The following is an 11,624-nucleotide window of genomic DNA, read 5'->3' on the forward strand; positions in this document are numbered from 1 at the left end:
TCGCCAGGCTCGGCTGGGCCACGGGCCACGGGCTGACGGCGCGAGGCGACCGTCGGCCGCGTGATGCGGACGGCCCATGTGCGAGCATTGCACGCAGTGCGCTGGTCGCCACAGGGTCTTCGGGAATCGACAGCGGGCGATGAAGACACGAATGGACGCCGCCACGCGCATGACCCAGGATCCCGAGATCGCCGCGCTGATGCCGCCCGCGCCTGAGGTCCCGCAGGCGACACGGCCCTGGTGGCGTCGCCTGCTGCCGGTCGTCGGGGGATTTCTCGGTGGCGGCGTGGTCGGTGCCGGCGTCGCCTTCGTCGGCCTGCCGCTGCTCGATTGGCTGCCACCGACGGCGGGGTACGCAGTACTGGCCGGCTTCTTCCTGTCGCTGTGGCCCAACACCGTGCTGCACGAGGCCGGCCACGCGACGGCCGGGCTGGCGCGCGGCATGCACGCGATCGCGTTCGGCGTGGGGCCGCTGCGCTGCGAGCGCGGCGGCGACGATCGCTGGCGCTGGCGCAACGGCGGCGGCATCCGCGGCATCGGCGGGTTCGCGGCGCTGCTGCCACAGGGCGAGCGCGGTCTGTCGCGTGTCGACCAGATGGTGTTCCTGTCCGGCGGTCCGCTGGCGAACCTGCTGACCACGGCCGCGCTGGCGGCCCTGGTGGCGTGGCTGCCGATGCCCGGGTGGTTGGCGGGCACACTGATCGGCGTGGCGCTGGGCGCGGCGACGCTCGGCCTGGGCAACCTGATTCCGTTGCACATGCAGGGATGGCGGTCCGACGGACGTGGCCTGCTCGACCTGCTGCGCCGCACGCCGGATGCCGCGCTGCAATTGCAGCTCAACCAGCTGATGGCGCTGAGCCTGGCCGGCGTGCGCCCGCGCGACTGGCCGGCCGCGGCGATGCCGGCGGACGACGGCACCGTCGCCAGCGCCGGCCTGCGGCAGTCGGCGCGGATGCTGCGGCTGTCGCGCGCGATCGATGCACGCGATACGGATGGCGCACGCGCCGATGCCTTGGCACTGACCGACGCGTTCGCCAGCGCCCCGCCGGTTTTCCAGAGCGCCATCGCGGTCACCCTCGCCAGCCATGCGGCCCTGCTGGTCGGCGATCGCCGGCTGGTGGCGGCCTGGCGGCTGCACTGCGAAGGCGGGCTGATGGATCTGTCGCCGTACCGGGCGTGGCTGGACGCGGAGATCGCGCACCTCGACGGCGACCGTGCGGCGGTCGTCTCGCATGTCGAGCGCGCACGGGCCCAGGTCGACCGGATTCCCGATGCGGCGAGCCGCCTGATCATCCTCGAACGCCTCGACGCCTTGCGCGACGCTTCTGTGTAGGAGCGCGCTGGCGCGCGAAGACGCTGTCTCGTGAACGCCCCTTCGCGCGCGAGCGCGCTCCTACAGACGGCATGTCTTACCGGATGCGCACGCCGCTCGATCGGATTCCCCATGCGGCGAGCCTTCCGATCGTCGGCGCCTTCCGCGACGCGTCCGTGTGGGCGCGCGCTGGTGCGCGAAGAAGGTGTCCCATGAAGGCCTCTTCGCGCGCGAGCGCGCTCCTACGGATGGCATGCGTGACCGGATGCGCACGCCGCTCGATCGGATTGCCCATGCGGCGAGCTTCCAATCGTCGGCGCCTTCCGCGACGCGTCCGTGTAGGAGCGCGCTGGCGCGCGAAGAAGCTATACCGTGAACGCCCCTTCGCGCGCGAGCGCGCTCCTACAGATGGCATGCGTGACCGGATGCGCACGGGCCCTGCTCGATCGGATTACCGGTGTGGCGGGCCGCCTGACGACCGACGTCGTGCGTGGCGAGTCAGTGTAGGAGCGCGCTGGCGCGCGATGAGGCTCTCCCGTGAACACCCCTTCGCGTGCGAGCGAGCGGCTCGTGTGTAAAGGCTGCTTGACACGCATGGAGCGAGCCGCGATGCTCGCTGTCAAGCTCACTTGACACACGGCCATGCTGACTACGTCCCGCCTCCGTCGTCCCCTGTTCGGTCTGTCCCTCGCCCTGATGGGCGCCGCCGTCGCGATCCGGCTGCTGCTGTCCGGCGCGCCGTCCTGGCTGGCCCCTCTGCTGTTCGTCATCGCGACCCTGATCGCCGGCATCGCCGCATCGGCCGCCGGAGCGGGCGACTGCAGCGCCGCGCGGCCCGAGGTCCGGCGTCGTTACACGCGCACGCTGGTGGTCGCGATGGCGGCCTATGCGGGGCTGCTGATCGTCTCGCTGCTGCTGCTGCGCCAGATCGAGGGCGCGGGGCTGCGTGCCCTGGTCGCCCTGCTGCCGGTGCCGCCGATCGCGTTCGTGCTGCGCGCGATGGTCGGCTACATCCGCGACATCGACGAACTGCAGCAACGCATCGAACTCGAGGCGATCTGCATCGCCGCGGCGGGTGTCTCGCTGGCCTACATGACCGGTGGCTTCCTGCAGGGCGCACAGGTCATCGACGTGCCGGCCAGCGCCGCGATGCTGTGGGTGTTTCCGTCGATCTGCGGCGTCTACGGGCTGGCGAAGCTCGTGGTCGCGCGGCGCTACCGGTGAGCCGGGTCGCGGACGCGCGCCGATGAGAAGCCGGGTACGCGAACTGCGCGAGGCGCAGGGCTGGTCACAAGCCCAGCTCGGCGAACGTCTGGAGGTATCGAGACAGACGATCAACGCGATCGAGACCGGCAAGTACGACCCCAGCCTGCCGCTGGCGTTCCGGATCGCACGCGAATTCGGCGAGCCCATCGAATCCATTTTCCTGTTCGAGGACGTTCCATGAGACCCACGCGACTCTCCCTGCTGGCGATGGCCGCGACCGTTGCGCTCGCCGGCTGCGGTGGCGGTGCACCGGCGGCCGACGCGACCGACGGCGCACGCCCGGCGCGCCTGTTCGGCCAGATCCCGTTCCACGGCTGCACGCTCGACGGCGGCAATGCCGCCACGCGCGTCGAAGCGCAATGCGCGACCTTCGACGTTCCCGAGAATCCCGACGCGCCCGACGGCCGCCGGATCGGTCTCAACATCGCCTGGCTGCCGGCCGGGGGCAGCGACGGCGGCACCGGCGATCCGGTGGTCTTCCTCGCCGGCGGACCGGGCCAGGCCGCAAGCGAACTGGCCGCGCACATCAACGGCGCCTTGCGCGAAGTGCGCCGCCAGCGCGACATCGTGCTGGTCGACCAGCGCGGCACCGGCAGCTCGAACCCGCTGGACTGCGTAGACGCGGACGGCGCGCCGATGGAACTCGACGCCTTGACGGTCCCCACCGATGCCGATCTCGACGCCTACGTCGGCCGCTGTCTCGCCGGGCTCGACGGACGCGCCGATCCCCGCTTCTACACGACGGCAAACGCGATCCGCGACCTCGACGCCGTGCGCGCCGCGCTCGGCGCCGAGCAGCTGAACCTGATCGGCGGCTCCTACGGCACGCGTGTCGCGCAGCAGTACGCGATGGCCTATCCGCAACACACGCGCAGCCTGGTGCTCGACGGCGTGGCGCCGAACGATCTGGTGGTCGGCGGCGAATTCGCACAGACGTTCGAGAACGCGCTGGCCCTGCAGGCGCAGCAGTGCGCGCAGGACACGGCCTGTCGCGAACGCTTCCCGACCGACCTGCAGGCGCAGCTGCGCGGCGTGCTGGCGACATTGCGCAGCGCGCCGGCGCCGGTGGTCTATCGCGATCCCACCACCGGCGCGCAGCGCGACGGCATGGTGACCCCCGATACCGTGTCCGGGCTCGCCTTCTTGTTCTCCTATGCACCGCAGACCGCGTCACTGCTGCCGCTGATGCTCGACGAGGCCAGCCAGGGCCGTTACGCGCCGCTGATGGCGCTGTCGCAGCTGATGAACCAGAACGTCGGCGGACAGATGACGCGCGGCATGCAGTGGTCGGTGATCTGCGCCGAGGACGCCGGCCGCTACCGCGAGGATGCGCGTGCGGCCGACACCGTGCTCGGGCCCGAACTCGCGCGCCTGTTCTTCGGCGCCTGCCGCACCTGGCCGGCCGGCGCGCCGCCGGCGAACCACACCGCCGCGCTGCAGTCCGACGTGCCGGCATTGCTGCTGTCGGGCGCGCTCGATCCGGTCACCCCCCCCGCCTATGGCGAACGCGTGCTCGCCGATCTGCCGAACGGTCGCCATCTCGTGCTCGCCGGCCAGGGCCACGGCACGCTGGCCCTGGGCTGCATGCCCAAGCTGCTGGCGCAGTTCGTCGAGAGCACCGACGCCGCCGCGCTCGACGCCACGTGTCTCGACGCGATGCGGCCGGTGTCGCCGTTCACGAGCTTCAATGGGTGGGAGCCTTGAGGGCCGGGATTGGGGATTGGGGAATCGGGATTCGAACGCGCCCGATCTCCAGGCCTCTTGCCATCTGCCCAAGCTCCGCCAGCCGTCCGAATCCCCAGTCCCGAATTCCCACTCCCGGATTACATCGATGATCACCGCCCATCACCTGCACAAGGCGTTCAAGACGAAGACCGGGACGGTCCAGGCCGTCGACGGCGTCGACTTCACTGCCGAGGACGGCCGCATCACCGGCCTGCTCGGTCCCAACGGCGCCGGCAAGACGACGACGCTGCGCATGCTCTACACGCTGATGAAGCCCGACAGCGGCCAGGTGCTGGTCGACGGCATCGATGCGGCGAAAGATCCGGCCGCGGTGCGCCGCGTGCTCGGCGTGCTGCCGGATGCGCGCGGCGTGTACAAACGCCTGACCGCGCGCGAGAACATCCGCTACTTCGGCGAGCTGCACGGCCTGACCAAGGCGCAGATCGCCGAGCGCACGCGCGTGTTGAGCGACCAGCTCGACATGGGCGAGATCCTCGACCGTCAGACCGAAGGCTTCAGCCAGGGCCAGCGCACCAAGACCGCGATCGCCCGCGCGCTGGTGCACGACCCGCGCAACGTGATCCTCGACGAGCCGACCAACGGCCTGGACGTGATGACCACGCGCGCGATGCGCGAGTTCCTGTTCAAGCTGCGCGACGACGGCCGCTGCGTGATCTTCTCCAGCCACATCATGCAGGAGGTCGCCGCGCTGTGTGACCGCATCGTCATCATCGCCAAGGGCCGCGTGGTCGCCGACGGCACCGCCGACGAACTGCGCGCGCGCTTCGGCACCGACAACCTCGAGGACGCCTTCGTCAGCGCGATCGGCACCGACGAGGGTCTGCTGGCATGAGCACGAATCTGCGATGGATGTGGAGCGTGGCGCGCAAGGAGCTGCTGGACATCGGCCGCGACCGGCGCACGCTGTTCATGGCCCTGCTGCTCGGTCCGCTGATGTATCCGCTGATGATGTTCGGTATGCAGTACATGGCCGAGTCGAGGATGAAGACCGAACTCGACCGCGAACTCGAGGTGCCGGTAATCGGGGCCGAACATGCGCCGAATCTCGTCGCGCACCTCGGCACGCTGGGCATCCGCGCGATCGATCCGCCGGCCGACCTCGATGCGGCGATCGCCGCGCAGCAGATCGATGTCGCGATCGAGATTCCCGCGTCGTTCGCCGACGACTGGCATGCCGGCCGCCCGGCGACGGTGGAGATCATCAGCGACAGCACGCGTCGCAATGCGCAGACGCCGGCCGCGCGGGTGCGGGCCGCGGTCGCGGGCTACGGCCAGCAGGTCGGTGCACTGCGTCTGCTCGCGCGCGGCGTGGATCCGGCGGTGGTGCAGCCGGTCGCGGTCGGCACGCGCGACCTGGCGACCGAGGAAGCCAAGCGCGGCGTGATGCTGTCGATCCTGCTGCCGTACCTGCTGATCCTGTCGAGCTTCATCGGCGGCTCCTACCTGATCCTGGATGCCACCGCCGGCGAGCGCGAACGCCAGTCGCTCGAACCGCTGCTGGCGACGCCGGCCGCGCGCGGCGCGATCGTCAGCGGCAAGATCGCCGCGGCCTGCATGATCGGCATCACCTCGCTGCTGCTGACGTTGCTGGCGTTCAAGCTCAGTGCGCAGATGGGCAGCGGGACGGCGCGGATGCTCGATGTCAGCTTCGCCGCGATCGGGCGGATGCTGCTGGTGCTGCTGCCGATGCTGTTCATCGGCACCTCGCTGCTGACGTTCCTCGCCGCGACCGCCAAGAGCATGAAGGAGGCGCAGAGCCACATCGTCTGGCTGATGCTGCTGCCGATGGTGCCGAGCTTCGTGCTGATGATGAACCCGATCAAGACCGAGCTGTGGCAGTTCGCGGTGCCGTTCCTGGCCCAGAACCAGCTGCTGCTGAAGGTGATCCGGGCCGAGCCGATCGCGATGCAGGTCTGGGCCCTGTATCTGGTGGCGAGCCTGACGCTGGCCGGGCTGCTGTGGTTCGCGGCGGTGCGCCGCTACCAGCAGGAGCGGCTGGCCGTGGCGGGATGAGCCGCCTCACGGCCCGCCTGCTTCGGGAGGCGGCCAAGCGCTGACACGCGCCGCCTCCGCACAGAACAACGCCCGGCTTCGGCCGGGCGTTTTTCATGTCGCGGGTCGGGCCGGACTCAGTTGCTGTCCGGGGAGAACCCGATCGTGCGTCGTGTGGTCACCGGCGCGGGCACCGGCTCGAAGCGCCAGCGGCGCACGGCCGTCAGCGCCTCGCGGTCGAAGGTGCGCGGCGGATCGGCGCGCACGACACGCGCATTGGTCACCGAGCCGTCGACGCCGACGGTGAACTCGACCTGCACTTCGCCCGAGGTGCCCGAGCGCAACGCCTCCTGTGGATAGCGCGGGGCCGGCGTGCTCAGCGGACGCAGCTGGGCGGGTGCCTGCGCAGCGGGTGCCGGCGTGGGCGCTGGCGCCGGGCGCGCGGCTTCCTGCTGGGCGGCCTCGCGGCGCGCGGCTTCCTGGCGGGCGGCCTCCTGTCGGGCGGTCTCGTCACGCGCGGCCTGTTCGGCGGCGGCTTGCTGCTGCTGCGCCAGCTGCTGGGCGGCGGCGGCCTGCTGCTGTTGCTGCTGCTGGACGCGGTCGCGCTCGAGCTGCTGCTGCCGCTGCGCTTCCTGCTCGGCGGTCAGCTGCTGCTGTTCGGTCTTGCGCGCGAGCTGCTCCTCGGCGGTGGTGATGCTCGCGCGCAGACGCTCGAGCGCCGGATGGTTGGCGTCGGTGCGTTCGATCAGGCCCAGCAGGCGGCGTGCTTCGGCGAAGTCGGCGCGGTCGCGGCTCTGCTCGGTGGCGATGACCGTCATCGGCAACAGGTCGATCAGCGCACTGGAGGCGGCGGGATCGCCGGCTTCCTTCTCGCGTACGGCGAGGTAGTACTCCATCGCGTTCTGGCCGGCGGGCGAGTACAGCCGGCTTTCCTGGTACGCGGCGTTCGCGGCGGTGCGCAGTTCGTCGAGCGACAGCCCCGCGATCGCATCGTCGGCCGCCTGCTGCTGGCGCGCGGCCTGTTCGGCGGCCTGCTGGGTGACCGCGGCCGGTTCGCCGCCGGACGCCGCGGGCGTGGCTGCGTCGTCCTGGCTGCCACAGGCAGTGAGCGCGACGGCGACACAGAGCGCCGCGGCCAGACGCGCCCGCGACGGCCGGGCGGACGTCGAATGCTTCGAGACCATCATCTTTCCCCAAGGATGCATGTCTGCAAGATTGCGTAGGACGCGGCAGCGGCGTCGATTTGTCAACCTTTGCCTGCATGTACGGCGGGTGACGACACCCGGTTCGATGCACGAACCGTGCTGCGGTTCACGCTCGGACACGCGCGACGCCCGGTCATTTACCGATGCAGAAGCTCGAGAAGATGTGGCCGAGCAGGTCGTCGGCGCGCGTGCGCCCGGTGATCGCGCCGATCGCGTCGTGCGCGGCGCGCAGCGCCTCGGCCGTCAGTTCCAGCGCCTCGCCGCGCAGCGTGGCGGCGGCATCGTCCAGCGCGGCCGCGGCGTCGCGCAGCGCATCGACATGGCGCTGGCGCGCGGTGAACGCGCCGTCCGCCGGGCCGTCGGCCTCCAGCCGACGCTGCAGGGCGGCGCGCAACGCATCGAGGCCGGCGCCAGTGCGCGCGGAGACCGCCAGCGCGTCGTCGCCGACGACCGCCGTGCCATCGGCGAGATCGATCTTGTTGTGGACGACGATGCGGTCACTCACGCCGGCCACGTCGTCGGCAACGGCCGCCATCCCGCGCACCGGATCGCGCGCGTCCACGACGACGATCGCGAGGTCCGCGCGCTGCAGTTCCGCCCGCGCGCGGCGCATGCCTTCGCGTTCGATCGCGTCGCCCGCCTCGCGCAGCCCGGCGGTGTCGACGAGCGTGAGCTCGGCGCTGCCGATGCGGACCGTTTCCTGCAGCAGGTCGCGGGTGGTGCCGGCGATGTCGGTGACGATCGCCCGGTCGCTGCCGGCCAGGGCGTTGAGCAGCGAACTCTTGCCCGCGTTCGGTGGCCCGACGATGACCACGTGCAGGCCGTCGCGCAGCTTGCGCCCGCGTTCGGCCTCCTGCTCCAGCACCGCCAGGTCGTCGGCCAGGCCGGCGATCCGCCGGGCGACCTCGTCGCCGCCGAGCGCGTCGATAGGCTCGTCGGAGAAATCGATCATCGCCTCGACGTGCACGCGCACGTGCAGCAGTCCGGCGGCGAGCGCCTCGCAGCGCTGCGAGAACACGCCGTCGAGCGAGCGCCGGGCCGCACGGGCCGCGCGCAGGTCGCCCGCGGCGATCAGATCGGCTACGGCCTCGGCCTGGGCCAGATCGAGCCGGCCGTTGAGGAAGGCACGCTCGCTGAATTCACCGGGCCGGGCGAGCCTTGCCCCGAGTGCGCGGCAGCGGGCGAGCAGCTGCTGCAGGACGACCGGGCTGCCGTGCGCCTGCAGTTCGACGACGTCCTCGCCGGTGTAGCTCGCCGGACCGGCGAACGCCAGCGCGAGGCCGTCGTCGATCACCTCCGCGTCGTGGTCGTGGAAGCGCACGTGGTGGGCGTGGCGGGGGCGCAGGGCACGCGCACAGACCGTCTCGGCGATCGTGCGCGCCTGGGGGCCCGACAGGCGCACGATGCCGACGCCACCGGCGCCGGCGGGCGTGGCGATCGCGACGATGGTGTCGGTGGCGTGTGTGCGCTCGGTCATCCGGGGATTCTGCCTAAACGCACGAGCCCGCCGAAGGGCGGGCTCGTGACGGGATCGCATGCAGCGGCGGTCAGGCCTTGGCGGGCACCGGCGCCTCGCTGTAGCGGCGGATCATCCACCACTGCTGCAGCAGGCCGAGACCACCGTTGGTCACCCAGTACAGCACCAGGCCGGACGGGAAGAAGATCATGATCGCGCCGAACACCAGCGGCATCAGCTGCATGATCTTCTGCTGCATCGGATCCATGCCGACCATCGGCGTGAGCTTCTGCGTGCCCCACATGATCGCGATGTTGAGCACCGGCAGGATGAAGTACGGATCGCGCGCGGTCAGATCCTGGATCCACAGCATCCACGGCGCATGGCGCAGTTCCACCGATTCCAGCAGCACCCAGTACAGCGCGAAGAACACCGGCATCTGCAGCAGCACCGGCAGGCAGCCGCCGATCGGATTGATCTTCTCCTTCTTGTAGAGCTCCATCATCGCCATCTGGAACTTCTGCTTGTCGTCGCCGTAGCGCTCCTTGAGCTGGGCGATGCGCGGCTGGAACTTGCGCATCTTCGCCATCGACTTGTATTGGGCGACCGACAGCGGATACAGCGCCAGCTTCACCAGCAACACCAGGCCGATGATCGACCAGCCCCAGTTGCCGATCAGGCCGTGCAGCTTGGCGAGGATCCAGAACAGGCCTTCGCCGAGCATCGCGAAGATCGAGAAGCGGCTGTAGTCGACGACGCGGTCGAGCCCGCGCACGCCCTGGGCCTGGATCAGGTCGACCTGCTTGGGGCCGACCCACAGGCGCGCACTCGTCGCGGCCTGCTGGCCCGGCGCGACCGCGACCGGCGGCCCGAGCTCGCGGATCAGGTAGCGCGGCACACCGCTGCTGCGGTCGACCTGCATCGAGATCTCGCCGGTGTCGTCCGGACGCGGAATCCATGCGCTGAAGAAGTGATGCTGGACCATCGCGATCCAGACCTGGCGGTCGCGCGCATTGAGCGGACCGTCGCCTTCGAAGTCGCCCAGCTGGCGGCGGCCGTAGCCGATCTCGCTGCCGAACCAGGTCGCGCCGGTGAGACTGTAGGACTCGGGATTGGTCATGCCGCGCTTGACCGCCGGCGCGGTGCGGATCAGCTGGCGGTAGGCGAAGCCCTGCCACGGTGCGCTGCCGGCGTTGGCGATCTCGTCGCGGACTTCGATCGCGTAGTCGCCGCGGGTCAGCACGACGTTGCGGCGGATCGTGACGCCGTCGTCGCCGGTCCACACGAACGGCACGACCAGGGTGTTCTCGCCATCGGCCAGCGCGAAGGACGTGGTGCTGCCTTCGGGGACGAACGCGCCCTCGTGGCTCGGCGCGGCGTTGTTGCCGCTGACCCAGCCGCTCTGCGCGGCATAGAAGTGCGCCGGATCGGTGTCGAACATCCGCACCGGCGGCGCGCCGTCGTCACGCGTCTGCGGATAGCCGAGCAGATCGGCCTGGACCACATTGCCGCCTTCGAGCACGAGCCGCAGCACGTCGGTCTGCACGACCACCTGGCGCGCCGCGCCGGTCGCAACCGCATCGCTCGCCGCCGTGGATACCGCCGGCACCGGCGCGGCATCGGTCGGCGCCGTCGGCACCGCGGCCGAACCCACCTGCGGCGTCGGCACCGTCGCCGACGAGGGCACCGCCTGCGCGGCGCTGGTCTGCGGCTGGGCGGCGGCGGTCTTTTCCTTCCCCCACTCCATCCACAACAACACGGCCACCATCAGCCAGGCGAGGATCAGGAAGGTACGAATCTGGTTCATCGGGCAGGCAGGCTCATGCGCCGGGCGATGCCGGCGTAGGGGAAATCGGGGAGGCGGGCATTGTGCCGTCCGGGGCGTCGGGCGGCAACGCGCGTGCTCGGCGCAGCGCCGACACGAAGGCGGCCTGCAGCGTTACACCGTCGGCCGCAGCGGCGGCAGGACGGGCCACGACGACATAGCTGCCCGGCGTCAACTGCGATTGCAGATGGCGAAAGGCGTCGCGCAACACGCGCTTGATCCGGTTGCGACCGACCGCGCGGCGGTCGACCTTGCGCGAGACCGCCAGGCCCAGACGGGCAGGCCCCGGTTCGCGCAGCAGGTGCACCGCGAGCAGCGGCGATGCGGTGCGCTTGGCGTCGGCGAAGATGCGGTCGAAATCGGCACGCGCACGAACACGCACGTGCCGCGGGAAGCGGGCACGTGCGTTCACTGGACGGACGCGGTTCGGCAGATGAGCAGGACGATGCAGCTCACCGGCCCGGCAGGATCAGGCCGAGAGGACCTTGCGGCCCTTCGCGCGGCGACGCGCGAGGATCTTGCGGCCGTCTGCAGTCGCCATGCGGGCACGGAAGCCGTGGTCGCGCTTGCGCTTGAGGTTGCTGGGTTGATAGGTGCGCTTGGTAGCCATGGTGATGCCTTTGGGCAACGCGACAAAAAGGAACCGGAAATTCTAGCGGCCTTGCCGCGGTCCGGTCAAGCCGGCGTGATGGCGGGATCCGCCGTGCCGCGCCGGGAGCCGGGCCGGCGCTCGGCGGCTGCATGATAGTCTGCCTGCCCTTCTCCCGGTACCGGTCTCCGCGCTTCGGCGTGGCGGTACCCGCTTTGTCGAAATCGCGAATG

At 70.7% G+C, this 11,624-nt stretch carries 12 protein-coding genes; 6 read left to right on the plus strand and 6 right to left on the minus strand.

Annotated elements, in window-relative coordinates; translation table 11 throughout:
• Window positions 1-139: 139 nt before the first annotated feature.
• Window positions 140-1,333 (plus strand): hypothetical protein, encoded by a 1,194-nt coding sequence (locus ACF3M1_RS17165; protein WP_394002724.1) that lies wholly within the window; start codon window positions 140-142, stop codon window positions 1,331-1,333.
• A 76-nt stretch (window positions 1,334-1,409) separates the two neighbouring features.
• Here ACF3M1_RS17165 and ACF3M1_RS17170 read toward each other — a convergent pair whose 3' ends face one another.
• Window positions 1,410-1,607, minus strand: coding sequence for a hypothetical protein (locus ACF3M1_RS17170; protein WP_394002726.1), 198 nt, complete (start codon window positions 1,605-1,607; stop codon window positions 1,410-1,412).
• Window positions 1,608-1,954: 347 nt separating this feature from the next.
• Here ACF3M1_RS17170 and ACF3M1_RS17175 point away from each other — a divergent pair, with 347 nt between their 5' ends.
• From ACF3M1_RS17175 to ACF3M1_RS17195, 5 genes are all read left to right on the plus strand, one after another.
• Complete coding sequence (locus ACF3M1_RS17175) at window positions 1,955-2,536, plus strand: hypothetical protein (RefSeq protein WP_394002727.1); 582 nt, start codon at window positions 1,955-1,957, stop codon at window positions 2,534-2,536.
• 22 nt (window positions 2,537-2,558) lie between these two features.
• A complete protein-coding gene (locus ACF3M1_RS17180; protein ID WP_394002729.1) occupies window positions 2,559-2,759 on the plus strand; it encodes a helix-turn-helix transcriptional regulator in 201 nt (66 codons plus the stop codon).
• Window positions 2,756-4,282: an alpha/beta fold hydrolase gene (locus tag ACF3M1_RS17185; RefSeq protein ID WP_394002731.1), complete on the plus strand. Its 1,527-nt coding sequence runs from the start codon at window positions 2,756-2,758 to the stop codon at window positions 4,280-4,282. The genes ACF3M1_RS17180 and ACF3M1_RS17185 overlap by 4 nt, the downstream gene beginning before the upstream one ends.
• 127 nt (window positions 4,283-4,409) lie before the next feature.
• Window positions 4,410-5,156, plus strand: coding sequence for an ATP-binding cassette domain-containing protein (locus tag ACF3M1_RS17190; protein WP_394002733.1), 747 nt, complete (start codon window positions 4,410-4,412; stop codon window positions 5,154-5,156).
• Window positions 5,153-6,337, plus strand: a complete 1,185-nt coding sequence (locus ACF3M1_RS17195) for an ABC transporter permease (RefSeq protein ID WP_394002735.1) — start codon at window positions 5,153-5,155, stop codon at window positions 6,335-6,337. Before ACF3M1_RS17190 ends, ACF3M1_RS17195 begins: the two co-directional genes overlap by 4 nt.
• A gap of 116 nt (window positions 6,338-6,453) precedes the next feature.
• Here the strand turns inward: ACF3M1_RS17195 and ACF3M1_RS17200 are convergent, their stop codons facing one another.
• The 5 genes from ACF3M1_RS17200 to rpmH form a co-directional block, all read right to left on the minus strand.
• Window positions 6,454-7,521, minus strand: a complete 1,068-nt coding sequence (locus tag ACF3M1_RS17200) for an energy transducer TonB (RefSeq protein ID WP_394002737.1) — start codon at window positions 7,519-7,521, stop codon at window positions 6,454-6,456.
• Between the two features lie 133 nt (window positions 7,522-7,654).
• Window positions 7,655-8,998 (minus strand): tRNA uridine-5-carboxymethylaminomethyl(34) synthesis GTPase MnmE, encoded by a 1,344-nt coding sequence (gene mnmE / locus ACF3M1_RS17205; protein WP_394002739.1) that lies wholly within the window; start codon window positions 8,996-8,998, stop codon window positions 7,655-7,657.
• A 70-nt stretch (window positions 8,999-9,068) separates the two neighbouring features.
• A complete protein-coding gene (gene yidC, locus ACF3M1_RS17210) occupies window positions 9,069-10,784 on the minus strand; it encodes a membrane protein insertase YidC (protein ID WP_394002740.1) in 1,716 nt (571 codons plus the stop codon).
• Window positions 10,785-10,797: 13 nt separating this feature from the next.
• On the minus strand, window positions 10,798-11,214 hold the full coding sequence (rnpA, locus tag ACF3M1_RS17215) for a ribonuclease P protein component (protein ID WP_394002742.1): 417 nt from the start codon (window positions 11,212-11,214) through the stop codon (window positions 10,798-10,800).
• Between the two features lie 57 nt (window positions 11,215-11,271).
• Window positions 11,272-11,412 carry a 50S ribosomal protein L34 gene (gene rpmH, locus ACF3M1_RS17220; RefSeq protein WP_047138036.1) on the minus strand — a complete coding sequence of 47 codons (141 nt, stop codon included), beginning with the start codon at window positions 11,410-11,412 and terminating at the stop codon, window positions 11,272-11,274.
• Window positions 11,413-11,624 lie beyond the last annotated feature (212 nt).

The sequence above is a fragment of the Luteimonas sp. WGS1318 genome, assembly GCF_043187535.1.
Taxonomy (GTDB): Bacteria; Pseudomonadota; Gammaproteobacteria; order Xanthomonadales; family Xanthomonadaceae; genus Luteimonas.

Bases quoted from the DNA above. Each gene is read 5' to 3' on its own strand.
- ACF3M1_RS17165 (WP_394002724.1), top strand. From the start codon at position 140: ATGAAGACACGAATGGACGCCGCCACGCGCATGACCCAGGATCCCGAG.
- ACF3M1_RS17170 (WP_394002726.1), bottom strand. From the start codon at position 1,607: ATGGGCAATCCGATCGAGCGGCGTGCGCATCCGGTCACGCATGCCATC.
- ACF3M1_RS17175 (WP_394002727.1), top strand. From the start codon at position 1,955: ATGCTGACTACGTCCCGCCTCCGTCGTCCCCTGTTCGGTCTGTCCCTC.
- ACF3M1_RS17180 (WP_394002729.1), top strand. From the start codon at position 2,559: ATGAGAAGCCGGGTACGCGAACTGCGCGAGGCGCAGGGCTGGTCACAA.
- ACF3M1_RS17185 (WP_394002731.1), top strand. From the start codon at position 2,756: ATGAGACCCACGCGACTCTCCCTGCTGGCGATGGCCGCGACCGTTGCG.
- ACF3M1_RS17190 (WP_394002733.1), top strand. From the start codon at position 4,410: ATGATCACCGCCCATCACCTGCACAAGGCGTTCAAGACGAAGACCGGG.
- ACF3M1_RS17195 (WP_394002735.1), top strand. From the start codon at position 5,153: ATGAGCACGAATCTGCGATGGATGTGGAGCGTGGCGCGCAAGGAGCTG.
- ACF3M1_RS17200 (WP_394002737.1), bottom strand. From the start codon at position 7,521: ATGCATCCTTGGGGAAAGATGATGGTCTCGAAGCATTCGACGTCCGCC.
- mnmE (WP_394002739.1), bottom strand. From the start codon at position 8,998: ATGACCGAGCGCACACACGCCACCGACACCATCGTCGCGATCGCCACG.
- yidC (WP_394002740.1), bottom strand. From the start codon at position 10,784: ATGAACCAGATTCGTACCTTCCTGATCCTCGCCTGGCTGATGGTGGCC.
- rpmH (WP_047138036.1), bottom strand. From the start codon at position 11,412: ATGGCTACCAAGCGCACCTATCAACCCAGCAACCTCAAGCGCAAGCGC.